The 23,423-nt window shown below is 63.2% G+C and carries 25 protein-coding genes; 21 read left to right on the plus strand and 4 right to left on the minus strand.

Going from position 1 to position 23,423, the window contains the following annotated elements:
* The first annotated feature begins 9 nt into the window (after nt 1–9).
* The 17 genes from murC to RQX22_RS03730 all read left to right on the plus strand — a co-directional run bounded on the left by murC (nt 10) and on the right by RQX22_RS03730 (nt 18,395).
* On the plus strand, nt 10–1,422 hold the full coding sequence (murC, locus tag RQX22_RS03650) for a UDP-N-acetylmuramate--L-alanine ligase (protein ID WP_315723757.1): 1,413 nt from the start codon (nt 10–12) through the stop codon (nt 1,420–1,422).
* Entirely contained in the window at nt 1,419–2,324 is a 906-nt protein-coding gene (gene murB / locus RQX22_RS03655) for a UDP-N-acetylmuramate dehydrogenase (protein ID WP_315723758.1), read from the plus strand. Before murC ends, murB begins: the two co-directional genes overlap by 4 nt.
* Nucleotides 2,321–3,241, plus strand: a complete 921-nt coding sequence (locus tag RQX22_RS03660; protein WP_315723759.1) for a D-alanine--D-alanine ligase — start codon at nt 2,321–2,323, stop codon at nt 3,239–3,241. The genes murB and RQX22_RS03660 overlap by 4 nt, the downstream gene beginning before the upstream one ends.
* Nucleotides 3,238–4,182, plus strand: coding sequence for a cell division protein FtsQ/DivIB (locus RQX22_RS03665; protein ID WP_315723760.1), 945 nt, complete (start codon nt 3,238–3,240; stop codon nt 4,180–4,182). The genes RQX22_RS03660 and RQX22_RS03665 overlap by 4 nt, the downstream gene beginning before the upstream one ends.
* Nucleotides 4,182–5,450 carry a cell division protein FtsA gene (gene ftsA, locus RQX22_RS03670; protein ID WP_315723761.1) on the plus strand — a complete coding sequence of 423 codons (1,269 nt, stop codon included), beginning with the start codon at nt 4,182–4,184 and terminating at the stop codon, nt 5,448–5,450. The genes RQX22_RS03665 and ftsA overlap by 1 nt, the downstream gene beginning before the upstream one ends.
* 224 nt (nt 5,451–5,674) lie before the next feature.
* Nucleotides 5,675–7,159, plus strand: coding sequence for a cell division protein FtsZ (gene ftsZ / locus RQX22_RS03675; RefSeq protein WP_315723762.1), 1,485 nt, complete (start codon nt 5,675–5,677; stop codon nt 7,157–7,159).
* A 125-nt stretch (nt 7,160–7,284) separates the two neighbouring features.
* The gene (locus RQX22_RS03680; RefSeq protein WP_315723763.1) at nt 7,285–9,036 is read left to right on the plus strand and encodes an SPOR domain-containing protein; all 1,752 of its coding nucleotides are present in this window, start codon (nt 7,285–7,287) and stop codon (nt 9,034–9,036) included.
* On the plus strand, nt 9,033–10,193 hold the full coding sequence (locus RQX22_RS03685; RefSeq protein WP_315723764.1) for a deoxyguanosinetriphosphate triphosphohydrolase: 1,161 nt from the start codon (nt 9,033–9,035) through the stop codon (nt 10,191–10,193). The genes RQX22_RS03680 and RQX22_RS03685 overlap by 4 nt, the downstream gene beginning before the upstream one ends.
* 124 nt (nt 10,194–10,317) lie before the next feature.
* Nucleotides 10,318–12,060, plus strand: a complete 1,743-nt coding sequence (gene argS, locus RQX22_RS03690; protein ID WP_315723765.1) for an arginine--tRNA ligase — start codon at nt 10,318–10,320, stop codon at nt 12,058–12,060.
* Complete coding sequence (locus RQX22_RS03695) at nt 12,060–12,731, plus strand: SPOR domain-containing protein (RefSeq protein ID WP_315723767.1); 672 nt, start codon at nt 12,060–12,062, stop codon at nt 12,729–12,731. Before argS ends, RQX22_RS03695 begins: the two co-directional genes overlap by 1 nt.
* A gap of 13 nt (nt 12,732–12,744) precedes the next feature.
* Nucleotides 12,745–13,752 (plus strand): beta-N-acetylhexosaminidase, encoded by a 1,008-nt coding sequence (nagZ, locus tag RQX22_RS03700; RefSeq protein WP_315723769.1) that lies wholly within the window; start codon nt 12,745–12,747, stop codon nt 13,750–13,752.
* 77 nt (nt 13,753–13,829) lie between these two features.
* Complete coding sequence (locus RQX22_RS03705; RefSeq protein WP_315723771.1) at nt 13,830–14,585, plus strand: segregation and condensation protein A; 756 nt, start codon at nt 13,830–13,832, stop codon at nt 14,583–14,585.
* Nucleotides 14,582–15,175, plus strand: coding sequence for an SMC-Scp complex subunit ScpB (gene scpB, locus RQX22_RS03710; RefSeq protein ID WP_315723773.1), 594 nt, complete (start codon nt 14,582–14,584; stop codon nt 15,173–15,175). The genes RQX22_RS03705 and scpB overlap by 4 nt, the downstream gene beginning before the upstream one ends.
* 64 nt (nt 15,176–15,239) lie before the next feature.
* A complete protein-coding gene (locus RQX22_RS03715; RefSeq protein ID WP_315723774.1) occupies nt 15,240–15,482 on the plus strand; it encodes a twin-arginine translocase TatA/TatE family subunit in 243 nt (80 codons plus the stop codon).
* A gap of 35 nt (nt 15,483–15,517) precedes the next feature.
* Nucleotides 15,518–15,901 (plus strand): Sec-independent protein translocase protein TatB, encoded by a 384-nt coding sequence (gene tatB, locus RQX22_RS03720; RefSeq protein WP_315723775.1) that lies wholly within the window; start codon nt 15,518–15,520, stop codon nt 15,899–15,901.
* Nucleotides 15,898–16,668: a twin-arginine translocase subunit TatC gene (gene tatC / locus RQX22_RS03725; RefSeq protein WP_315723776.1), complete on the plus strand. Its 771-nt coding sequence runs from the start codon at nt 15,898–15,900 to the stop codon at nt 16,666–16,668. The genes tatB and tatC overlap by 4 nt, the downstream gene beginning before the upstream one ends.
* Before the next feature lie 101 nt (nt 16,669–16,769).
* A complete protein-coding gene (locus tag RQX22_RS03730) occupies nt 16,770–18,395 on the plus strand; it encodes a hypothetical protein (RefSeq protein ID WP_315723778.1) in 1,626 nt (541 codons plus the stop codon).
* A gap of 60 nt (nt 18,396–18,455) precedes the next feature.
* Here RQX22_RS03730 and RQX22_RS03735 read toward each other — a convergent pair whose 3' ends face one another.
* Nucleotides 18,456–18,584 (minus strand): entericidin A/B family lipoprotein, encoded by a 129-nt coding sequence (locus RQX22_RS03735; protein ID WP_315723780.1) that lies wholly within the window; start codon nt 18,582–18,584, stop codon nt 18,456–18,458.
* 412 nt (nt 18,585–18,996) lie between these two features.
* On the opposite strand from RQX22_RS03735, the gene RQX22_RS03740 reads away from it, so the two are divergent.
* Nucleotides 18,997–19,185 (plus strand): hypothetical protein, encoded by a 189-nt coding sequence (locus RQX22_RS03740; protein ID WP_315723782.1) that lies wholly within the window; start codon nt 18,997–18,999, stop codon nt 19,183–19,185.
* Nucleotides 19,186–19,248: 63 nt separating this feature from the next.
* Here the strand turns inward: RQX22_RS03740 and RQX22_RS03745 are convergent, their stop codons facing one another.
* On the minus strand, nt 19,249–20,817 hold the full coding sequence (locus RQX22_RS03745; protein ID WP_315723784.1) for a sensor histidine kinase: 1,569 nt from the start codon (nt 20,815–20,817) through the stop codon (nt 19,249–19,251).
* A 114-nt stretch (nt 20,818–20,931) separates the two neighbouring features.
* Nucleotides 20,932–21,129, minus strand: a complete 198-nt coding sequence (locus RQX22_RS03750) for a NepR family anti-sigma factor (RefSeq protein ID WP_315723786.1) — start codon at nt 21,127–21,129, stop codon at nt 20,932–20,934.
* 278 nt (nt 21,130–21,407) lie between these two features.
* Here RQX22_RS03750 and RQX22_RS03755 point away from each other — a divergent pair, with 278 nt between their 5' ends.
* From RQX22_RS03755 to RQX22_RS03765, 3 genes are all read left to right on the plus strand, one after another.
* Nucleotides 21,408–22,202, plus strand: coding sequence for a response regulator (locus RQX22_RS03755; RefSeq protein WP_315723788.1), 795 nt, complete (start codon nt 21,408–21,410; stop codon nt 22,200–22,202).
* 101 nt (nt 22,203–22,303) lie between these two features.
* The gene (locus RQX22_RS03760) at nt 22,304–22,456 is read left to right on the plus strand and encodes a hypothetical protein (protein ID WP_315724632.1); all 153 of its coding nucleotides are present in this window, start codon (nt 22,304–22,306) and stop codon (nt 22,454–22,456) included.
* Nucleotides 22,457–22,543: 87 nt separating this feature from the next.
* A complete protein-coding gene (locus RQX22_RS03765) occupies nt 22,544–23,200 on the plus strand; it encodes a sigma-70 family RNA polymerase sigma factor (protein ID WP_410001592.1) in 657 nt (218 codons plus the stop codon).
* 43 nt (nt 23,201–23,243) lie between these two features.
* Here the strand turns inward: RQX22_RS03765 and RQX22_RS03770 are convergent, their stop codons facing one another.
* The gene (locus tag RQX22_RS03770; protein WP_315723790.1) at nt 23,244–23,423 is read right to left on the minus strand and encodes a hypothetical protein; all 180 of its coding nucleotides are present in this window, start codon (nt 23,421–23,423) and stop codon (nt 23,244–23,246) included.

The following is a 23,423-nucleotide window of genomic DNA, read 5'->3' on the forward strand; positions in this document are numbered from 1 at the left end:
GGAACGGACATGAGAGGCGTCGGCACCGATATCGGCACCATTCACTTCATCGGCATCGGTGGCATAGGCATGTCCGGGATCGCCGAGGTCATGCACATCCTTGGTTACAAGGTGCAGGGCTCGGACGTCGCCGAAAGCTATGTGATCGACGGTCTTCGCCGAGCCGGAATAAAGGTGAGCATCGGACACGATCCCGACAATCTCGGCAATGCCGCGGTTGTCGTCACATCCACAGCGATCAGGATGAACAATCCCGAGGTCGCCTGCGCCTATGAGCGGCGGATCCCCGTGGTCCGGCGGGCCGAAATGCTGGCGGAACTGATGCGCCTGAAATCGACTGTCGCGGTGGCCGGCACCCATGGCAAGACCACGACCACATCGATGATCGCGGCCCTGCTGGATGCCGGCGGCATCGATCCGACCGTCATCAATGGCGGCATCATCAATGCCTACGGCTCGAATGCCCGGCTCGGCAGTTCGGAATGGATGGTGGTGGAGGCGGACGAAAGCGACGGCAGCTTCCTGAGGCTGGACGGAACGATTGCCGTCGTCACCAATATCGACCCCGAACATCTCGATTTCTACGGCAGTTTCGACAGGGCCAAGGACGCCTATGTGGAATTCGTGGAGAATGTGCCTTTCTACGGGGCGGCCCTGCTTTGCGTCGATCATCCGGAAGTGCAGGCGATCATTCCCCGCCTTCGCGATCGGCGGATCGTCACGTACGGCTTTGCCGCCCAGGCCGATATCAGGGGGGACAATGTCGTCCCGTATCCAGGCGGCAACCGTTTCGACGTCACCATTCGCAATCGCGCCGGCGAGTTGCGCGTGATCGCGGGGATAGCGCTGCCCATGCCCGGGCGGCACAATGTCCAGAATGCGCTGGCCGCAATCGGCGTCGCAATCGAGCTCGGCATCGAAGACGCACTGATTGCCCGAGGCTTCGAGAAATTCGACGGCGTCAAACGCCGCTTCACGAAGGTCGGGGAAGTGGAAGGCGTCACCATCATCGACGACTACGGCCACCATCCGGTCGAGATAAAGGCCGTGCTGGCGGCTGCCCGCGAAAGCGCGGGGGGGCGGGTGATCGCCGTCGTGCAGCCGCATCGCTACACGCGCTTGCGCGATCTGATGGAGGAATTTCAGAGTGCCTTTAACGATGCCGACATCGTTTATGTCGCGCCCGTCTATGCGGCCGGCGAGGAGCCGATCGAAGGAGTCACTGCCGATGCCTTGGTCGAAGGACTGAAGCAACGCGGCCATCGCGCTGCCCGCTCCGTTACCGGCCTGGGCCACCTCTGCGAGGAACTTGGTGACATCGCCGCCCCGGGGGACATGGTGATCTGCCTTGGCGCCGGCGACATCACCAAATGGGCGGGCGGGCTGGCCGACGGCATCAAGGCGGCGAGGGGAGTCGAATGAATCCTGTCCTCGACCTGCCGAGACTGGAAGGTACTGCCGAACGCGGTGGTGCGCTCGCCGACTTCATCTGGTTCCGTACCGGCGGGCCGGCCGAATGGCTGGTCAAACCATGCGATGTCGACGACCTCGCCGGTTTCATGAGCCGGCTCGATCCGGCGATCACGGTGATGCCGGTCGGCGTCGGCTCTAACCTCATCGTCCGTGACGCAGGGGTGCCGGGGATCGTGGTGCGGCTGCCGAAAAGCTTCGCGAAGGTGAGTGTGGACGGGGATCGTGTCCGCGCCGGCGCCGCCGCGATGGGGATCACCGTCGCCAGCAAGGCACGGGATGCGGGCATTGGCGGCCTCGAGTTTCTGCGTGGCATCCCGGGGACGGTCGGGGGCGCGGTACGGATGAATGCAGGCGCCTATGGCCGCGAGGTCTGCGATATTTTGGTGGAGGCGGTGCTGGTGCTGCGGGACGGCAGCATCGAGACCTGGCCGCGCGAACGGCTCGGCTATACCTATCGGCATAGCCAAGTGCCGGACGGTGCTGTCGTGGTCGAAGCATTGTTCGAGGGAAAGCCGGGTGAGCCGTCGGCGATCGGGGCGGAGATGGACCGGATCGCCGCGGAGCGCGAGGCGAGCCAGCCGCTGCGGAGTCGGACGGGCGGTTCGACCTTCAAGAATCCGCCCGGCACCAAGGCTTGGCAGCTGATCGATGCGGCCGGGTGCCGCGGCCTTCGCATCGGCGACGCACAAGTATCTGAAAAACATTGCAACTTCCTCCTCAACCTTGGCAAGGCCAGCGCCGCGGATATCGAGGCGTTGGGAGAGGAAGTGCGCCGCCGGGTGCGCGAGCAGAGCGGCATCATGCTGGAATGGGAAATACAGCGCGTCGGGCGCGGGTCTGGGGAAGAATGATGGATAAGCTTCATGTCGCGGTGCTGATGGGCGGTTGGTCGGCGGAACGGGACGTCTCCTTGATGAGCGGAGCCGACATTGCCGACGCTCTCGAAAGCCTGGGCCACAGGGTCAGTCGCGTCGACATGGATCGAAATGTCGCCGAGGTTCTGGCCGGCCTGCGCCCCGACATCGTCTTCAACGCCCTCCATGGCACACCCGGAGAAGATGGCACCGTCCAGGGCATGCTCGACATCATGGGGATAAAATATACCCATAGCGGCATTGCCACGTCCGTGGTCGCGATCGACAAGGAGCTGACCAAGCGGACCTTGAGCGCCCATGGCATTCGCGTGCCGGGGGGCGAAATCGTCGCCAGCAAGAGCCTGTACCAGGCCGATCCCATGCCGCGGCCCTATGTGCTGAAGCCGGTCAACGAAGGCTCTTCGGTCGGCGTGGCGATCATCACCGACGAGGGCAATTATGGCAATCCGATTTCCCGCGATGCCCGGGGCCCCTGGCAGGAATTCGAGCGGTTGCTGGCCGAACCGTTCATTCGCGGGCGCGAATTGACGGTCGCCGTACTTGGCGAGCGTGCTCTTGCTGTGACCGAGCTTCGGCCGAAGTCCGGCTTTTACGATTATGACGCCAAATATACGGATGGCCTGACCGATCATGTCTGCCCCGCCGAGATTCCGTCCGCGATACGCGACGCTGCCATGGCGACCGCCTTGCGGGCGCATCAGATACTCGGGTGTAGGGGGTGCTCTCGTTCCGACTTCCGCTGGGACGATGAGAAAGGAGAAGAGGGCCTCTATCTTCTCGAAGTGAATACCCAGCCCGGCATGACGCCCCTCAGCCTCGTTCCAGAGCAGGGAAAATATATCGGCCTCAGCTATGCGGAGCTGGTTCAGTCGATATTGGAGGAGGCGTTGTGACTGCCCGCATCGCGCGCGGATCAAGCCAGCGCGCCCGCCCGAAGCAAGCGGCGCGCGGACGCCCGGGCCGCAAGCAGGCAAGTCCCGATCCGCTTTCGGACTTCGTTCGTCGCATGAGCTGGTGGATTTTCATCCTCATGATCGTCGCCGTGGCGATCGCCTCGATCGTCGCTTTCAGAATTCCGCAGATGATCGGCACGGCCGTCGGCGAAGAGATTGGCGAGGCGGGATTCGCAGTCAAAAGAGTGGAGATAAAGGGCCTGGAACGCATGCAGCGTCTTCCCGTCTATGCAGTGGCCCTCGACCAGGACTCAATGGCGATGCCGCTGGTCGATCTCGAAGCAACACGGGCGCGCCTGCTGCGCTTCGGCTGGGTCCGCGAGGCGCGCGTGTCGCGGCGCCTGCCGGATACGCTGGTGGTGGACATCATCGAGCGCAAGCCGGCTGCGATCTGGCAACATAACCAGCATCTCAACCTGATCGACAGCGAAGGCGTGGTGCTGGAAGCGGTGCGGCTCGAAGCGATGCCGGACTTGCCGCTCGTGATCGGTCCGGCGGCCAATCGACACGCCGCCGAGCTCGCGCGCCTGGTCCAGATGGCTCCGCAGCTTAAGCCGATGATGGCCGGCGCAAGCTGGATCGGCGGCCGGCGCTGGGACATTCGGTTCCAGTCCGGGGAAGTGCTTGCGTTGCCGGAAGGGGTGGCCGCGCAGCGGGCGCTGGTCCATTTTGCCCGCATGGACCAGGCGACGCAGCTTCTCGGACGCGGTTTTGTCCGCTTCGACATGCGCATCCCCGGCAAGTTCATCGTTCGGGTTTCCAAGGAGCCCGGCAGCGCCCTGCCGCTGATGCCGTCGGAACCGCCGGCTCCTCCTCCTGCGGCACAGGTCGCCGAGCCTGTCGGGCGGGACGTCGTGCCCGATCTGAAGACGACCATCTGATGAAGCGCATCCAGACTCCCCCCGCCCAGAAACTGGTTACCGCCCTCGACATCGGGTCTTCGAAAGTCTCGGCACTCATCGCCGAGCCTCGCGAAAATGGTGAATTGCGCATCCTGGGCACCGGCCAGCGCCAGAGCCAGGGCGTGAAGCGCGGATTCATCGCGGACATGGAGCGGACCGAAGTCGCCGTCCGCGAAGCGGTGGAGCAGGCGGAGCGGATCGCGGCAACCAATATCGAAAGCGTGTTCGTCGGATATTCGGCCGGCGGCCTCGTCAGCACCGTGGCGAGCGTCGAGGTCGAGATTGGCGGCCGCCGCATCGAAAAGGAGCATATCGATGCGCTCCTTGGCGTCGGCCGGGACAGCATCGATCCGGAAGGGCGGATGATCCTTCACGCCATGCCGGCGCTCTATACGCTGGACGGGCTGGAAGGCGTGAAGAAGCCGCTGGGGCTGCACGCCGATCGGCTCGCCGTGGACATCCACGTCATCGCAGCCGAGCCGCCGCCCGTGCGCAATCTCGATCTGTGCGTCCGGTCCGCGCATCTCGGGGTCGACGCGATCGTCGCTTCGCCTGTCGCTGCGGGCAAAGCATGCCTCAGCGAGGAGGAGCGCGAGCTGGGGGTGGCTCTGGTCGAATTGGGGGCCGGGGTCACCAACATTTCGGTCTTTGCCGGCGGCATGCTGGTCGGGCTGAAATCGCTGCCTCTGGGCGGAATCGACATCACCGACGACATCGCCTCCGCCTTCGGAACACGCCGCGCCGAAGCGGAGCGGATGAAATGCTTCTATGGTTCGGCGACGACGAGCCCGCGCGACAATCATGACATGATCGAGCTGGCACCGATCGCCGGATCCGAAGAAGGCACCGAGGCAGCCCGCATCACCCGCGCGCAACTCATCGCGGTCATTCGCCAACGGCTGGAGCAATTGACGGGCGATATCGCTGTGGCACTGAAGGAACTCGGTTTTGCCGGCCCTTTCGGACGTCAGGTCGTTTTGACCGGCGGCGGTTCCGAGCTCAAGGGCATCGCCGATTATGCTCAAGGGGTCCTGGGACGGGCGGTTCGCGTCGGGCGTCCGCAGCTTGCAGGCCTGCCCGAAGCGCATGGCGGACCGGCCTTCACCACCCTGGTCGGGCTGGCGCAGTTCGCCGCATCGAACGAGCTCGATCTGCGCCAGATCGTCGCGCCCGGAGCGATCGTCCATAAGGGAAATGGCGGAAACCTGGTCCAGCGGCTGATTTCGGCCGTGAAGAGCGGATTTTGAACATGGTCCCGGAAGCGAGCGCTTCGTGCCTCCGCCAAAGGCCTGAACCAGCCCTGCGACAATGTCGAATCCTTGGTACGGGCCGCAGGTTGAATCGACGTAAGATGATCAAGGCTTTGAAAAAATAACCGGGCTGTTAACTTTTTGCTCGCACCGGCGAATCGCATAGTGCAAAAGGGTCGTGACAGCGCCGCGATGGCCAGATTTTTAGGGGGAGATAGCCCATGAGCATCGACTTTATCCGACCCGATGTAGACGAACTCAGGCCCCGCATCAGCGTCATCGGCGTTGGCGGTGCGGGCGGCAACGCCATCGCCAACATGATCAATTCCGACGTGCAGGGCGTCGACTTCATCGTCGCCAACACGGACGCGCAGGCGCTCAACGCTTCGCCGGCCGACCAAAGAATCCAGCTTGGCCTGCGCATCACGCAGGGGCTGGGCGCCGGATCCCGCCCGGAAATCGGCAAAGCGGCTGCCGAAGAGACGCTCGAACAGATCGAAAAGGCTCTGGAAGGTGCGCATATGTGCTTCATCGCCGCCGGCATGGGCGGCGGCACCGGTACCGGTGCCGCGCCGGTCATTGCCAAGGCGGCGCGCGACAAGGGCGTATTGACTGTCGGCGTCGTAACCAAGCCGTTCAGCTTCGAAGGCGCCCGCCGCACACGCTCGGCCGACGCCGGGATCGAGGAACTGCAGCAGCATGTCGACACCCTGATCGTCATTCCCAATCAGAATCTGTTCCGCATTGCCAATCCGAACACGACCTTCAAGGAAGCGTTCATGATGGCGGACGAGGTTCTGCAGCAGGGCGTGCGCGGCATCACCGATCTGATGGTCATGCCCGGCCTTATCAATCTCGACTTCGCGGACGTCCGCTCCGTGATGGGCGAGATGGGCAAGGCGATGATGGGCACCGGCGAAGCGGGCGGCGACAATCGCGCAATCGAAGCGGCCGAACAGGCGATCGCCAACCCCTTGCTGGATGGCGTTTCCATGAAGGGCGCAAAGGGCGTCATCATCTCGATTACCGGCGGTGAGGACATGCGCCTGATGGAGGTCGATGAGGCTGCCAATCACATCAAGGATCTGGTGGATCCGGACGCCAACATCATCTGGGGGTCTGCCTTCAACAACGATCTCGAGGGCAAGATCCGGGTCTCCGTCGTCGCCACGGGTATCGATGCCAATGCCTCGGCCATGCCTGCCCCTGCAAAGGTCTTCGCTTTCCCTGCGAGCCGTGCCGCCGAACCCACCAGGAAGGAAGAGCCGGCCCCCATCGTTCAGCCGATCGCCGAAGAGGCGCCGGCAATGGAGTTGGGCGCTGAACAGGAAGTCGCGGCCATCGACGAGCCCAGCCTGGAAGAAGTGGGAGAAGTTGTCGAACCTGTCGACAGCGAAGCGGAAAGCGACGAGCTGCTGCTCGATATGGGCACCATGGTCGAAGAGGATGAGGGCTTCGTCGAGGAGGATCTCGTCAATGGTCCCGAAACGAGCGGGCCCGGCACCCGCAGCTGGATTACCGGAGAAGAAAGTCCGGCGCCGGCGCCGAAGCCTGCCCGGGAAGGCGGCACCTTGTTCGAGCGCATGTCCAACATTGCTCGCGGCGCTGCCAAGGCCCAGGTCGAGGAGGATCCCCAGCCCCAGGGTCGTTCCGAACGGGATCCGCTCGATATTCCCCGCTTCCTGGGCCGGCAGAACAATCAATAGCAAGTCCCTGGACTTCTGATCGGGTTCGGGACTCTGGCCCGGCTCATCGCCGGGCCGAACCGATTGGCCGCAATCGAACGGGGCCAGACATTGCCGGTACAGCTTTGACCCGGTCTATCCGGTTCATGATTAAGACAAGAACGGGAGCAGTCGGGCTTGGCCTAGCCGCGTTCGGCGCGGCCCTGATCATGGCGCCGGCGCCGGTACGGGCGCAGGACTTGCCGACGAGCGCCGACAAGCCGGACGAAACATTGTCCGCGCATTTGCGCATGCTCGCGGACAATCCGCAAAGCCTTACAGCCTTGATGGGTGCCGGCCGCGCTGCATTGGACCTTGGCGATGCGCAGGCGGCGCTGACCTTCTTCGGCCGGGCCGAGGAACTCGCTCCAACCGACGGCCGCATCAAGATGTGGATGGCATCGGCGCTGGTGCAGATGGAGCAGCCTGCAACCGCGCTCAAATTTTTCGATGATGCCCGGCGTCTCGGCGTCCCGGAAGCCGATCTCGCACGGGATCGGGGGTTGGCATATGACATGAGTGGCAATCCATCGCAGGCGCAACATGATTACAGGCTGGTGTTGGCGCAGGGTTCCGATCCCGAGGTGACGCGCCGCCTGGCGCTGTCGCTGGCAATCAGCGGAAAGAAGGAGCCGGCGCTCGCCTTGCTGGAAGGGCAATTGCGGCAGCAGGTTCGAGCGGCATGGCGGACCCGGGCCTTCGTTCTTGCTTTGACGGGCGATGTCGAGGGTGCGAAACGCGCCGCGCAGTCGGTCATGCCCTCCGCCCAGGCAGCGGCGATGGCGCCTTTTTTCGCACGCCTGCCCATGCTCAATCCCGCTGAGCGCGCGATGGCGGTCCATTTCGGCCGGATCTCGGGCGATGGCCGGCCATCAATGGCGGCTGCGCCAACGCCGGTCAGTTCCTCCTCCGGTGCGGCGGCCATGGAAGCCGGCAAGCCGGACAGCCGTGAACCTACATTGGGCCAAAGGGCGGAGGCCTCGGCGGACCTTTCCGACCGGGCCCGCCTGCCTCGCGAGCCGAGGCGGCGCGGCGTCGCTGCCGCAGCGGTCTCCCGACGCAGCGCCGAAAGTCGCCCTCCGGCCAAGGCGACGCCGTCATTGACCAGTGCCGCCCAGCCGGAAGCTCCTCCCCAGGCGACGGCGCCGGTCGAGAGCGCTCGCCTGCAGGATCAACCGCCGGGGCCGGTCACTCGGCCGCGGCCGAGCGTGTTGCCGCCCGGCAAGGTCGCCCAGCCGGATTTTCCTGAAAGCCCGGCCGTTGCGGCCAATGACGAGATGGGGGATTCCGAAAATATACTGGCCCTGCCGGAAGCCAAGAGGCCGGCAGCTATCCCGGTCAGCGCTGAGCCTGTCGTCCCCACGACCCAGATCACAGTCACGCCTGCTCCCGCTCCTCCAGCCGGTCTGGCAGATATCGCGGCGGCGATAGCGGCCCTGAAGGAAGAATCCGTCGTGTCGCTGCCAATGGCCGGGCAGGCCGCGCAACCGGCCGAGGCCCGGTCCCGGCGTGCGAGCAACGCGGCGGTGCCCGCGAAAGCTCAAGCCAAGGCCCCGCCAAAGCCGAAGGCGGCAGCGCCTCGGGCACCCGCGCGGCATTGGGTGCAGGTGGCGGGCGGCGCCTCAAAGACCGCCTTGCCGCGCGAATTTACCCGTCTCAAGGCCAAGGCGCCGGCTCTGCTCGGCAGGCAGGCCGCCTGGACGACGCCGCTCAACGCGACAAATCGGCTGTTGGTCGGTCCGTTCGATAGCCAGGAGGAGGCTCAGGACTTCGTCAACGCACTCAAGAAGGCAGATGTCGCGGCGTTCAGCTGGACCAGCGCCGCTGGCCAGGCGATCGAGAAACTTCCTGCCAAGTGACGATACTCGCGCCTTATGCCGCCGATCCGAACCGGTCGCGAGGCCGGCGTCACGGCGGCGTGCCCGGAGAGGTCAGGGGGCCGCGCGACGCCTTCCAGCGCGATCGGGATCGGATCATCCATTCGGTCCCGTTCCGCAGGCTTCGGCACAAGACGCAGGTTTTCGTGGCGCCCGACGGAGATCATTTCCGAGTACGGCTCACCCATAGTCTCGAGGTAGCACAGATCGGACGGACGATGGCCCGGGCGCTGGGCCTTAACGAGGACCTGACCGAAGCGCTTTGCCTCGCCCATGACATCGGGCATCCGCCCTTCGGCCATGCCGGGGAGGAAGCGCTGCGCGAGGCCATGGCCGATGCGGGCGGATTCGATCACAACGCCCACACCCTCCGGCTCTTGACGAGGCTCGAGACGACCTATCCCAGTCATCATGGTCTCGATCTTAGCTGGGAAACGCTGGAAGGGCTCGCCAAGCATAATGGTCCGGTGACCGCACCGGGCTGGGCACTCGCCGAGGCTGATGCCGAATTTCCTCTCGAGCTCGCCAGCTGGCCCAGTCTGGAGGCGCAAGTGGCCGCGATCGCAGACGACATCGCCTATGACAATCACGACATTGACGACGGTTTGCGCGCCGGCCTCTTCTCGCTTGAGTCCCTCCTTTCGGTGCCTTTGGTGGCCCGCACATGGGCGGCCGTGCGGGCGCGCTATCCCGATGGGGACGAGGCAAGACTGCTGCCCGAACTGATCCGCGACCAGATCGGATTGATGGTGACGGACGTCCTCGACGAGACGCGTCAGCGGGTGGCGGAGGCCGGTGTCGGCACGATCGACGAGGTGCGTGGCGCAGGAAAGCCGCTTTCGGGCTTCTCGATGGCGATGGCGCTGGAGGAGCGGGTTCTGAAATCGTTCCTATATGCGAATATGTACCGGTCGGCGCCGATCATGGCAGTCCAGTCACAAGCGCAGAAGGTGATCGCGGACCTGTTTCAGGCCTATCGCGACCGTCCCTCCCTGATGCCGGACGGATGGGGCGGAGAGGAAGACGGGGTCGCGACCCGCCGCCGCATCGGCGATTTCATAGCCGGCATGACCGATCGCTACGCCATCGGGCGGTATCGCGATCTTATCGGACCGGTCGAACTTCCCGAAGCCTTCTGAAGTGTCTTTCAGCCGGACCGACCCACCTGCCCGCTGAAAATCACGACAGGCAATCCAACATGACTCCGTGCCACTGGACCTTGCGCGCACGCATCCGCTACAGCGCCGCCCTCCCCCCGTCCGGATGGTGATCGTGAGCAGCCTCTACGCCCGTTTTGCAGCCTATATCGATGCGATCCTCGCCGATCTCGAACGCGAAGGAAGCCTTGTTCCGGGCATTGATCGCGGTACGGTTGCGGTCGAACCGCCCCGCGACCCTGCGCATGGCGATCTCGCCACCAACGCCGCGATGGTGCTTGCCAAGCGCGCCGCCACCAATCCGCGCGCCTTGGCCGATCAGATCGCGCCGCGGCTGGCAGCGCTGGACGAAGTCGCCGAGGCGACGGTCGCCGGCCCGGGCTTCATCAACATCAGGCTGGTACCGAATTTCTGGCATGACGAACTGCGTGCAATCTTGGCCGCCGGTGCCGACTATGGCCGATCGGATTTCGGACGCGGCCTCCGAATCAATGTCGAATATGTCTCCGCGAATCCGACCGGCCCGATGCATATGGGTCATTGCCGCGGCGCCGTTGTTGGCGATGCGCTGGCGAGCCTGCTCGAATATGTCGGCTATGCCGTAACCCGCGAATATTATGTGAACGATGCCGGCGCACAGGTCGACACGCTCGCTCGCTCCGCCCATCTCCGCTACCGCGAGGCGCTTGGCGAGACGATCGGCGCCATCCCCGAGGGATATTATCCCGGTGACTATCTGAAGCCGGTCGGCGAGGCGCTCGCTGCGGAATATGGCAGCCAATATGCCAAGGCCTCCGAAGAGGAGTGGCTCGGGCTCTTCCGCACGAAGGCGGTGGCGATGATGATGGACCAGATCCGCTCCGATCTGGCTCTGCTCGGCATCCATCACGACCTTTTCTCCTTGGAATCCGAGGTCGTCGAAAGCGGCGCCGCCGCGCGCGCCATGGAGACCCTTCGGTCGAAGGGGCTTGTCTATGAAGGGGTGCTCGAGGTTCCCAAAGGCAAGACGCCGGAAGATTGGGAGCCCGTCGAGCTGACGCTTTTCCGGTCCTCGGATTTCGGCGACGATCAGGACCGGCCGATGAAGAAGTCGGACGGCAGCTGGACCTATTTCGGCGTCGACGCGGCCTATCACCTGGCCAAGGCCGAACGGTCCGATATTCTGGTGAACATTTGGGGCGCGGACCATAGCGGCACGGTGAAGCGAATCCAGGCCGCCGTGCGGGCGCTGACCGATGGCCGCGTCGCGCTCGACGTCAAGCTGATCCAGATGGTACGCCTGCTGCGCGCCGGCGAGCCGGTGAAGATGGGCAAACGTCTTGGCACCTTCGTTACCTTGGCGGAGGTCGTGGAAGAGGTCGGCAGGGATGTCGTCCGATTCACGATGCTGACCCGCAAGGCCGATGCGCAGATGGATTTCGACTTCGCCAAGGTCGTCGAGGCTTCGAAGGACAATCCGGTCTTCTACGTTCAATATGCCCATGCCCGCATCTGTTCGCTCCATCGGCGTGCGAAGGAGGCCGGCATCGATCTTACCGCCACGGCCGATCTTTCGCTGCTGGACGATGAGGAACTCGCGCTCGTGAAGCTTGCCGCCCAATATCCCCGCGTAGTGGCGGGGGCGGCGGAGGCGCACGAGCCGCACCGCATCGCTTTCTATCTCGGCGATCTCGCTGCGGCGCTGCACGCGCAGTGGAACAAAGGTAATGATGATCCCGCGCGGCGTTTTTTATTGGCACACAATCCCGATTTGACACGGACTCGGCTGGAACTCGCCTCAGCAATCGGGCAGATTGTCCGTAATGGCCTTGGGCTCATGGGAGTATCCGCGGCCGAGGAGATGCAGTGATGACCGACATTCGCGCCGATGAAGCGACTCCGCTGGACGATGAGGACCGTCTGCCCTGGCTCGAAGCTGTGGATGAGGAGGGGGAAAATGAGGGCCCGTCGCCGCTCAAGCTGATCGTCGCCGTGCTGATCGGCCTGGTCGCCATCGGCGGCATCGTCGGCGGCCTGTTCTGGTTGGGCAATCGCGATGCGGCGGAGCACCGTGACGCCGAGCTGATCGCCGCGCCGGAAGGTGATTACAAGGTGCGTCCGGACGATCCCGGCGGGATGAACATACAGGGGGAAGGCGACACTGCCTTCGCGGCCAGCGAGGGTGCCGATCCGAACGGACAGATCAACACCAATGCGCTTCCGGAAGCCCCCGTGACGCAGGCGCCGAAGCAGACGCCGCCTCAGGTGCCGGCGGCGCAGCCTGCGCCGCAAGCGCCGCCCGCCCCAGCGGCCGCGGGTGTTACCATCCAGCTCGGCGCCTTCTCCAGCCAGGCGGGTGCCACAAATGCGTGGAAGGCCTTGTCCGGGCGTTTCTCCTATCTTGCGCCGCTCAGCCATACTATCATACCGACCAGCAGCGGCGGGCGGACCCTCTACCGTCTTCGGGCCTCGGGCGGCGACGCAAGGAATATCTGCAATCGGCTGCGCATCGCTGGCGAGGCCTGCACCGTCGTCGATTGAAGGTGAGTCGAGAATGCAGCCCGCAATCTACGCCGTTGCGGGCGAGTGCCTGACGGCCGACGAACGTTCGTTCTTCAAGGATGCCGTTCCCGCCGGCCATATTCTGTTCGCACGCAACTGCCGCGACAAGGAACAGCTTCGTGCGCTGACCGACGATCTGCGCGGGCTTCATGGCCGCGCCGACCTGCCGATTCTGGTCGATCAGGAAGGCGGCCGGGTGGCACGGCTGTGCCCGCCCATCTGGCCATCATTTCCCGCAGCGGAGCGCTTTGCGGCGCTCTATCGGGTTGCTCCCGTGAGTGCGATCGAGGCCGCTCGCCTGAATGCCCAGGCCATCGCGTTCCAGCTTCGGGACTGTGGGATCAACGTGAATAGCCTGCCCTTGCTCGATGTCCGGCAGCCGACCACGCATGTCATAATCGGGGATCGCACGCTCGGTTCGGATCCAATGCAGGTCGCAGCGCTCGGTCGCGCCATGCTCGAAGGGCTGAACCGCGGCGGCATAGCGGGCGTGGTCAAGCACATGCCAGGCCATGGTCGCGCCACGAGCGACAGTCATGTCGAGCGCCCGGTGGTGGAGGCAAGCGAGGAAGAGCTGCGGATCGACCTGGAACCTTTCACCACCCTGCACCGTGCGCCTATGGGGATGGTCGCGCATATCCTCTATACTATCTGGGACGATGAGAGGCCGGCGAGCCAGTCGCCGACTGTTATTCGCGAAGTGATACGCGGCAGGATCGGCTTCGACGGTCTGCTCATGTCCGACGATATCGCCATGCAGGCGCTGGCCGGCAGCGTCGCGGAACGAGCGGAAGCCGTGCTTGCCGCTGGTTGTGATGTCCTGCTCCACTGCTCGGCGGTCCTTGCGGATATGATAGCGATCGCATCGGTCGCCGGAGAAATGAACGGCCGATCCAGTGAACGGCTGGCAAAGGCGATGGAAATCGTGGCGGGCGCTGCCGATGCGACTCCGTTCGACGTGTTGGCGGCCGAAAGGGACGTCCTCCTGGGTCTCGCCTGATCGGGTCCATCTGCGATCCTCGAGGGGAATTTCCGCTTCGCATGCGCGGCTTCTGTCCCTAATCTCCGGCAATGGACATGAGCGACTCCTTCGAGGAGCAGCCGGCAGTGCGCGAGGCGGACCGGTTGACCCTGGATCTCGACGGCTGGGAAGGACCGCTCGACCTGCTGTTGACGCTCGCGCGTGGGCAGAAGGTCGATCTGGCGAAAATCTCAATTCTTGCCTTGGTCGAGCAATATCTGGCGTTCATTGCCGATGCCAAGAAGCTGAAGCTGGAAATTGCCGCAGACTATCTGGTGATGGCGGCCTGGCTCGCCTATCTCAAATCCTGCCTGCTCCTGCCCAAGGACCAGGAGGCCGATCCCAGCCCTGAGGAGCTGGCGCTGCGCCTGCAGCTGCGCCTCCAGCGGCTCAATGCCATGCGGGAGGCCGGGGCCCGCCTTATGGCGCGTGACCGGCTTGGCCGCGACGTCTTCGTTCGTGGAACCCCCGAAGGGCTGCGGGTGGTCCGCAAATCGGACTGGAGGGCCGATCTCTACGACATCATCGCCGCTTATGGTTCGATCCGGGCGCGCAACGAGCCCGCCATCCACGTTGTTGGCCGTCGTCCGGTCATGACATTGGACGAAGCCCTGCTACGGATCGAGAGGATGATCGGAGCCAGTCTGGAATGGGCCGCGCTCGAATCCTTCCTGCCGGAAACGCAGGATCCGGAATTCCGTAAATCGGCCCTCGCCTCCAGTTTCGTCGCCACCCTCGAGCTGGCGCGCCAGGGCAAACTGGCGATCGAGCAGAAATCGTCCTTCTCCCAGCTCTACATCCGCGCCGCATGACCGCGATCGCCGACGATCTCCGCGCCGTCGAGGCGATCCTGTTCGCGGCCGAGGAGCCATTGAGCCGGGAGGAGATAAGGGATCATGTCGGCGCGCATGTGGACCTTGACCATGCCCTTGCCGCCCTGGCCGATCATTATTCCGGCCGCGGCATCGAGCTGGTCGAACGAGGCAGGAAGTGGCATTTCCAGACGGCGCCCGATCTGGCCGATTTCCTGCGCAGGGAGCGGGAGGAAACGCGCAAATTGTCCCGCGCGGCGGTCGAGACGCTGGCGATCATCGCCTATCATGAGCCTGTCAGCAGGGCCGAAATCGAAGCGATTCGGGGCGTTCAGATTTCCAAGGGCACGCTGGACGTCCTGATGGAAGCCGGCTGGGTGCGTCCGGCGGGCCGCCGCGAGGTGCCGGGCCGGCCGCTCACCTATGCGACGACCGCGTCCTTCCTTTCCCACTTCGGCCTCGCGAGCCGACGCGACCTGCCCGGTATCGACGATCTGAAGGCGGCCGGCCTGCTCGATCCGATCGATGCGGCGATGGAGCAAATCGGCAATGAACAGCTAGAGCTGGAAAGCGAAGCCGAGGACGACTAGGGATCAGAGTGAGGAATCCGGGAGTCGGCAGTCACGCGCTCTCGGCAAGGATTGGAGAGATATCATGGGTGGTCTAAGCCTCTGGCACTGGCTGATCGTAGGCATCGTGTTGCTGCTGCTGTTCGGCAAGGGCCGATTTTCGGACATGATGGGCGATGTCGCCAAAGGCATCAAAAGCTTCAAGAAGGGCATGACCGAGGATGAGGAAGCACCGCCTCCCCAGCCGCAGCCGCGTCTCAAGGATGAAAGTATTGTCGACGTGACCACCGATCGCAGCCGCGATCGCGACACTGCCGAGCGCTCCTAGGATCAGGGTCCTCGTCATCCGCCGGAAAGGCGAAAATGTTCGACATCGGTTATTCGGAGCTTCTGATCATCGGGATCGTGGCGCTGGTCGTCATTGGTCCCAAGGATCTTCCGCGAGTCATGCGCACTGTCGGAAACTGGGTCGGTCGCGCGCGAGGCATGGCGCGCCATTTTCGATCCGGCCTGGACACGATGATGCGGGAAGCCGAACTCGAGGAGATGGAGCGCAAATGGCGCGAGGAGAACGAACGGATCATGCGCGACCATCCCGCGCCGTCCGCGTCGGAAGACAGGCCGGCGGATCCTGAACTTCCCTCGATCGCGCCGCCCGTCGCGGAAGCGCCATCGGCGGCCGATGCGCCACCCAGCGGCGAATTGCCGCTGTCGGGAGGCGGCGACCGTCCGCGCGAATTGCCATGAGTGACATAGACGAATCCCGCGCACCGCTGATGGACCATCTTATCGAGCTCCGGCGGCGCCTGATCTGGTCCTTTCTCGCGCTGGGGGCGGCTTTCGCGGTCTGCTTCTATTTTGCCGAATATATCTTCGCCTTCCTGGCGCAGCCCTTGGTCGAGGCGTTCGGTGCCGGCCAGGGCAAGCTTATTTACACGAAATTGTACGAAGCCTTCTTCGTGGAGATCCGGGTTGCCCTGTTCGCAGCTTTCTTCATGGCGTTCCCGATCATTGCGAGCCAGCTCTGGGCATTCGTCGCACCCGGTCTTTACGCCAAGGAGAAGCGCGCATTTCTTCCTTTCATCATCGCCACGCCGGTGCTGTTCCTGATGGGCGGGGCGCTTGCTTACTATCTGGTCATGCCCACGGCTTTTCGCTTCTTCCTGCAATATGAAGGCAATCTTGGCGGCATCGAGCAGGAGGCCTTGCCGGCTGTTGGCGATTATCTGTCGCTGGTCATGCATTTCATCTTGGCCTTCGGCGTCGCCTTCCTTTTGCCCATCCTGTTGATGCTGATGGAGCGCGCGGGCCTCGTCACCCGGCAGCAGTTGAAGGGCGGCCGCCGTTACGCGATCCTGATCGCCTTCGTCATCGCCGCCGTTGCGACGCCGCCCGATGTGGTCTCGCAATTCATGCTCGCCATTCCGCTGATCCTTCTCTTCGAACTGTCTTTGATCGCGATCTGGTTCACCGAGCGACGCCGGGCCCGCACGGCCGCTTCCGAAACGCCCTGACCGTGGCGGTTTCGCCGCCTTTCCTCGATGCGGAAGGCAATTCAACCCCTTTGCATTCGCCCGATTGGGGGAGTCCCTTTCCGCCGAGGCCGGGATGTGTCGTGACGCCTCTTATCGAGGCGGCGGATATGTTTCCGGCACTCGAACGGCTGGTGCTGGATGCGACGAAGGAGGTGTGGATGTCGTTCCGCATCTTCGATCCGGGCACGAAGACGCGATCGCAGGAGGCGCGGGCCCTGGGCTTGGCCTCCTGGTCGGACCTTCTTCGCCACGCCGTCCTGTCGGGCGTGACGGTCAGGATATTGTTGGCGGATTTCGAGCCGGTACTCGCAGATTATCTGCATGCCGGCTCCTGGAACAGCTATCGCCAGATCCGGGATATCGTTGAGCAGCTGGACAGGGATGATCGCGCGCGTTTGCAACTGATCGTCATCCAGCACGAGGGCGAGCTTGGCTGGGTCTGGCGCCAGATGCTGCGGTTTCCGCTGCGGCAGCGCATTCGCAAGGTTGTGAAGAGGCTGCTCGGGCGCGCCGAACATGACGATGGCGGTCTCGAAAACCGCCCGGGCTTATGGAATCATCTCACCTGGGACGGCGACAAACCCAAGGCCTGGAAGGCAGCGGCGCCGCCGCGGCTCTGGCCGGCCACCTATCACCAGAAATTCGTCGTGATCGACGGGCAGATCGCCATCATCGGCGGGTTGGATCTGGACGAGCGACGGTGGGACGATCGGCGCCATCACCGCCGCGCCAACCAGACCTGGCACGACATCTCCGCCCGGCTGGAAGGTCCGGCGGTGACGGACGCAGCCCGGCATTTTGCCTTTCTCTGGAACCGCGAGATGCCGCGCTATCGCGCCATCGTGGAGGATTGGACCACGCCCTGCGGGCGTGAACTGATGCTCGATCCGCTCGATTCCATTGCTGAGCCTGATGCGTGGCAGCCGACGCGAGGGGAAGCGACCGTGCAGATAGTGCGGACGCTGTCGCGTCAATCCTCGTCGCTCTTCGCGATCGGGCCTGTGCCCTATCTTCGCGAGCTCAAGGCGGCGCACAGGAATCTTATTCATTCGGCGCGGCGCCAGCTCTATGTCGAAGCCCAATTCTTTCGGTCCCGCGAGGCTGCCGCCTGGATCGAACAGGCCCTGCGGGCAAATCCCGCACTCGAGGTCCTCATCCTCATCGCGAACGCGCCGGAGGAGATCGCCTTCGAAGGACAAGGCGGCAATCCGGCACATCGTCACGGCGAATATCTGCAGGCCCGCACATTGGGCAGATTGCTTCGCCGGGCCGGGCCAGATCGTCTAGGGCTGTTCACCCTCGTCAAGCAGGAACCTGTCAAAGCGGACGAGGAGAAGTTCGAGGAAACGAGGGGCACCGCCTTTGGCTCCGGCCTGATCCACATCCATTCCAAGCTGCTGATCGCGGACGATCGCAATTGCCTTCTGTCTTCAGCCAACATCAACGGCCGCAGCTTCGATTGGGATACCGAGCTCGGTTTTCTCTGGCAGGAGGAGGGGAAGGGTATCGCCTCGTTCAAGAGGCAGCTTTGGCATCAACTCTTCGACGGCCCGCCTCCGGAGGGTCTGGATGGATGGCGGGATGCGGCGCGTTTCAATGCGGGTGCTGAGCCGGAGGATCGAAAAGGATTCGTCCTGCCGTATCAGCTGGGTCGAGCCCGTCGCTTCGCACGGCCTTATTGGTTCATTCCGGATGATCTGGTGTGACAATGAAAAGGGCCGCTCCCAAAGCGGGAACGACCCTTCCTATTACAAGAAAAAGCCGGCTTATTCGGTCACACGGTCACCGGTTTCTCCGACGGATTCGATATCCTCGCCGGCGCCCCGCACGGTATTGCAGGCAGCTAGCATGAGGCCTGTCGACAGAGCCACGAGGGTAATAAGCTTACGAACCATGATACATCTCCTTGCCGTCCCATCGTACGCGCCGCCGCGATCGAAGCGATTGGCGGAGGCTTAATGCGTTCGCCTAAGCTTGGTTCCGTGGCGTAACGATTATGAGTGTTCGAAACCCTGACGGATCGACCGCGCCTCGAAAGTCTGCACGTCAGGTTTGGTCCGCAAGGGAAGCGAGATCGCGTTCTGCCAAAAAAATTTGAGCCCGGAGGCGCCACCGGGGGGGGGAGGTTGGCGCGTCCGGGCTCATGTCTTGGATAGCGAGAGCGGGGGGGCAAAAGGTCACTATCCGAAGAGCAGAACGACGAAGTTCGGACGGGGTTCCAAACATTTTTTGAAATAATTCGCGGCCGCTCGCAACCGTCCACCGGTGCCGCAAGTTCAGGCTTGGTCTTCCAAGGAGTGAAATATCGTGACCAAGCCGCCGAAATCTCCCCCCCATTCCGATCTGGATGGCGTCCGCGAAGACGAACGGCGCAATGTCGACGTCGCAAATGAATCAGGCCAGGACAGCGGAGATCTCGAAAGGGCAGACCGACATTCGGCCGGGCGACCGCGATATGAGGAGGATCGAAAGAACCGGGAGGATCGCAGCCGCTGATCGCCGAGCGATTCCAGGCTCTGGACCTGGTCTGGGCCCCGATCCGGACCCGAGCGGCGCGGCCTAATCATCCTTGTCGGAAATCGTGATGTCGACCGAATAGAGGCCCGTTTCCAGATCGCGAACCATCGCCGACCGCAACTGACGCGCGAGGCCGGTGATGATTCTGTCAAATCGCCCGAACAATTCCTCGTCACAACTCCTGTCGCCTTGCAGGCTATCCGAATGCACGGCGAGTGTGGCGGTTCCAGGGCTGGAGGTCGTGAGCGAAACGGCGACGATTTCGGCGCCGCAAAACATGGCGAATTCGACCATTTCGGTGATCAGGAAAGCGACCGAGACAGCAACATCCTGTGTCACATAGACCGATTCCAAATTGAGCGTTATCGGCATATGGCTCGCGGACAAGGGAGCTGTCGCACGCAAATTGGCGCCGAGCTCCGAGATCAATGCCTTGAGCGCCACGCCCCGATTTTCCTCCAGTTCGGCATAATGGTTGCGGTGAACCACGGCGAGCGCATCCACCCGCCGCTGGATCGAGGCATAAGCGGCCGCGACTTCCTCGTTCGAGGATCCGCGCGAGTGGAGGTTGAGCAGCGAGGCGACCACTTGAAGGTTGTTCTTGACCCGATGATGCACTTCGCGAACCAGCCGGGACTGACGCTCGATCGCGGCCTCCAGTTCCGCTTCGTGGCGGGCAACGGTCTGCGTGACCTGATCGAATGCCTCGCCCAGTTCGGTAATTTCGCGGGCCGGCGAAGCGACTGCCGGCAGGTCGAGATGCCGGTCACCCGGCTTGTAGGCGGATACCGCCCTCTGCATTCTCGCCAGCGGTCGTAGCAGCAGCCGATCGGCGATCACCCAGCCGATCAACGCGGCGAAGAGCCACATCAGCACTGGAAGCAGTGTCATCAAGGCGTCCGCGGCGCTGATCGGCGTGGCACCCAACCTGATCTGCAAGCTCAGCTGGCCATCGGCCACTGATTCGGAGCCGCCGACGGTCCGGACCAGCGGACCCCCCCTAAATTGGTCGCGCAGGACCAGTTTCCGGCCACCCTGGATCAAGTCCAGATCGAAATTCCCGCTCGTACCCGGAATGTAAGACAAACTGGCAAGCGTCTCGCGAGAAAATTCGACAACCCCTTCCAGATTGCCTTCCTCGCCGAACACGAATTGTTCCAGAGCATCCCGTTCGGGCAGAATGCGAACCTGAATACCCGGACCGTCGGCCTGATTCGGATGCGCCGGCGGCGCAAAGCCCGAACTGGCGCAACGAAGTGCGCCATCCGAACCATAAAGCGCGTAAAGGCCGGGAACCGGGCCTTGCCGAAGGCGCCGAAGCGTCGTTTCGCAGACCCTGTTTTGCGGCGTCAGGGAAATCGCAGCATTGGCTGTGGTGATGGTGATGGCACTACGCGACAGGACTTCGTCAAGACGTTGCGCCTTTACTTCGAGACGCGTCAAAGTCTGCCGCGTGCGTTCGGCATTCTTCTGCCGGGCATTGTCGATCGACGCCAATATGGCGAGCACGCCAAGCGGCAACAGACCCAGAGTCAGGAACAGCAGCATCTTCAGTCCGGTCGAAAGCTGCCCGAACGAAGATGTCACCCAGCCTTTTGCCCGCGCCTTCACGAGACTTTGATCGCCGGATCAGAAAGCCTCTCCACGGGCTACCCTCCTGCACCAGCTTTTTTGCTGTCGCTTCCAGATTCCAGATCTCGGGGACGAACGTCCGCCGCGCGCACTTTATCCCAGCTTACCGAGCAGATCGAGCATTTCCGGTGGAATATCCTCATCGATCGTCTTTTGATAAACGGATCGCAATGCGGATCCCACCTCCGGGGTTGGCCGCTTCCTGATCGCGCGCCGCTTATCTCCCGCTTCAGTGGATTGTCCGGATCTGCGCCGCCGGTCCTTTTCTTCCTTGTCGACCGCCAAAATCACTCACCCCCCGCGCCCAGCGCCATAACGCCGTCTTTCAAGATGCCTGCCGTGCCGTTCGACCTTTCGCCAAACTTGTCGAGCAGATGCCCGCAGGCGAATAGGGGCCCGCAGACGTCGTGGAAACAAAAAACTCAGCCAATAGTTCCACCATCACGAAAGGGCGGACGGGGCCGGATTCTCTGCAAGTCTGCAACTTGAGGCGCGCATTGGCGCCCCAGGCTTGCAAAGCTGGCAGGTCCCACCCAATAGAGCCCGGTTGAACAGGAGTCGTAACGAACATGTCGCTTGGACAGGAACTCGCGCCCCATCTTCCGTTTTTGAGGCGTTACGCCCGTGCGCTCACCGGCAGCCAGAAGCATGGCGACGCCTTTGTTCGCGCGACTTTGGAGGCAATCGTTGCTGCGCCCGACGATTTTCCGCGCGACGTGGATCCTCGCCTGGGGCTTTATCGCACCTTCCATGTCATCTGGTCCTCGGCGCATATCGAGGATGATCCCGGCGCGGGTTCGGCCGAAAATGCCGAAGGCATTGCCCAGGCCCGGCTTGCGCGAATCACGCCGCTTTCGCGGCAGGCGCTGTTGCTGACAGCGATGGAAGGCTTCACGCCCGAAGATGCTGGCTATCTTATCGGAGCGTCCGCCGACGAAGTGGATCATTTGGTGAGCGAAGCCCTGTCGGAAATCGAACGGCAGACCCGCGCCGAGGTTTTGATCATCGAGGACGAACCGATCATCGCCATGGATATCGAGACCATCGTCCGGGACCTCGGCCATAACGTCACGGGTGTCGCCGTGACGCGGGACGAGGCTGTGGCCCAGGCGCTGGCGCGACGTCCCGGGCTGGTTCTCGCCGACATTCAGCTTGCCGACGACAGTTCCGGCATCGACGCGGTCAAAGATATTTTGCAGGAATTTTCCGTGCCCGTCATCTTCATCACTGCATTCCCGGAGCGGCTACTGACCGGCGAACGGCCCGAGCCTACCTTTCTGATCACCAAGCCCTTTCAGCGTTCGACGGTGAAGGCGGCAATCGCGCAGGCATTGTTTTTCGACACGGCCACATTGCCGGCCTGATAGGCCAAGTGGCCCCATTGCGTCCGGCTCAGGCCGAATCCGAGTTTTGAGACAGTGATTCGGAACCCGCTCCGCGACAGGGCGTTGCCGTCCTGTAACGAATGGAACCGAGGGATATGGACGACAGCGAAAAGCATATCGATACGACGCGTGCCAGGGCGGGCGCGACTCCGCACATGACGCGCTACATCCTGCCGATCTCGCTCGCGCTGGTTGCGATTATCTTCGTGCTCCTGTTGTTACTCTGGGGCTAAGCGCTTACATCGCTGGGAGAAACGGCAGCCGCCGGGCTGGCAGCTCCGCATGAGCACAATCTGTAACGCGTATTCCTTGGGGGCCTAATGATGGCAGGCGACCGGCCGGCATTTTCCGAATTGAGTGACGAGCAACGGGCCGATCCGGTGCCGTTGCCGGACGATGAGTTCAAGGACCAGCTGGCCCAGGTCATCCCGCACCTGCGTGCCTTTGGGCGCTCGCTCTCTGGCAGCCGTGACCTCGCCGACGATCTCGTTCAGGAAACGCTGCTCAAGGCCTGGGCTGCCCGCAAGAGATTTCAGGCCGGCACCAATATGCGGGCCTGGACCTTCATCATCCTACGCAATCTTTTCCTGAGCCAGATGCGCCGAGCGCGGTTCAAGGGCGAATGGGACGAGATCACCGCATCGAAGCTGCTCGCGGCGCCGGCCAGCCAAGACCGTCACGTGGAACTTGGCGACATGCAACGCGCGCTCCTCCATTTGCCCCAACCGCAGCGCGAAGCGCTGATCCTGGTCGGCGCCGGAGGCTTTGCCTATGAGGAAGCGGCCGAAATATGCGGCTGCGCCGTCGGCACGATCAAGAGCCGCGTGGCGCGGGGCAGGGTTGCGCTGGAAAGCCTGCTCACCGATGGCAAGCTGCCTTCCCGTCGGCTCCATGAAACCGATGCAAACAAAACGGCGCTGCAATCGATCATGAACGAGGTGGATGAACTAAGTCGCGATCGCGACCCTCAAGGCTGATCGAACGGGATTCGTCTCGCGCACGCTCCCGCTGCGAAACGTCTTAGTCAAGACGAGCGAGCAGATCCTCGAACGTCTGCAGCGAGCGTTGCTCGCCATTCAAGGCAAACGCCTCGCGCAGGGCGTTTCCCACGCCTGCATGAAGCGTGGGCGGGGCGACCTTCACGAACCGCCTTGAGGAAGCACGAATCATCGCTTCTTTTCTCGGATTGAGCGTATTCAC

The organism is Sphingosinicella rhizophila (genome assembly GCF_032378825.1).
Taxonomy (GTDB): Bacteria; Pseudomonadota; Alphaproteobacteria; order Sphingomonadales; family Sphingomonadaceae; genus Allosphingosinicella; species Allosphingosinicella rhizophila.

Bases quoted from the DNA above. Each gene is read 5' to 3' on its own strand.
- murC (WP_315723757.1), top strand. From the start codon at position 10: ATGAGAGGCGTCGGCACCGATATCGGCACCATTCACTTCATCGGCATC.
- RQX22_RS03715 (WP_315723774.1), top strand. From the start codon at position 15,240: ATGGGTGGTCTAAGCCTCTGGCACTGGCTGATCGTAGGCATCGTGTTG.
- RQX22_RS03755 (WP_315723788.1), top strand. From the start codon at position 21,408: ATGTCGCTTGGACAGGAACTCGCGCCCCATCTTCCGTTTTTGAGGCGT.
- RQX22_RS03735 (WP_315723780.1), bottom strand. From the start codon at position 18,584: ATGGTTCGTAAGCTTATTACCCTCGTGGCTCTGTCGACAGGCCTCATG.
- murB (WP_315723758.1), top strand. From the start codon at position 1,419: ATGAATCCTGTCCTCGACCTGCCGAGACTGGAAGGTACTGCCGAACGC.
- ftsA (WP_315723761.1), top strand. From the start codon at position 4,182: ATGAAGCGCATCCAGACTCCCCCCGCCCAGAAACTGGTTACCGCCCTC.
- nagZ (WP_315723769.1), top strand. From the start codon at position 12,745: ATGCAGCCCGCAATCTACGCCGTTGCGGGCGAGTGCCTGACGGCCGAC.
- tatB (WP_315723775.1), top strand. From the start codon at position 15,518: ATGTTCGACATCGGTTATTCGGAGCTTCTGATCATCGGGATCGTGGCG.
- RQX22_RS03680 (WP_315723763.1), top strand. From the start codon at position 7,285: ATGATTAAGACAAGAACGGGAGCAGTCGGGCTTGGCCTAGCCGCGTTC.
- RQX22_RS03660 (WP_315723759.1), top strand. From the start codon at position 2,321: ATGATGGATAAGCTTCATGTCGCGGTGCTGATGGGCGGTTGGTCGGCG.
- ftsZ (WP_315723762.1), top strand. From the start codon at position 5,675: ATGAGCATCGACTTTATCCGACCCGATGTAGACGAACTCAGGCCCCGC.
- scpB (WP_315723773.1), top strand. From the start codon at position 14,582: ATGACCGCGATCGCCGACGATCTCCGCGCCGTCGAGGCGATCCTGTTC.
- tatC (WP_315723776.1), top strand. From the start codon at position 15,898: ATGAGTGACATAGACGAATCCCGCGCACCGCTGATGGACCATCTTATC.
- RQX22_RS03765 (WP_410001592.1), top strand. From the start codon at position 22,544: ATGATGGCAGGCGACCGGCCGGCATTTTCCGAATTGAGTGACGAGCAA.
- argS (WP_315723765.1), top strand. From the start codon at position 10,318: ATGGTGATCGTGAGCAGCCTCTACGCCCGTTTTGCAGCCTATATCGAT.
- RQX22_RS03705 (WP_315723771.1), top strand. From the start codon at position 13,830: ATGAGCGACTCCTTCGAGGAGCAGCCGGCAGTGCGCGAGGCGGACCGG.
- RQX22_RS03695 (WP_315723767.1), top strand. From the start codon at position 12,060: ATGACCGACATTCGCGCCGATGAAGCGACTCCGCTGGACGATGAGGAC.
- RQX22_RS03760 (WP_315724632.1), top strand. From the start codon at position 22,304: ATGGAACCGAGGGATATGGACGACAGCGAAAAGCATATCGATACGACG.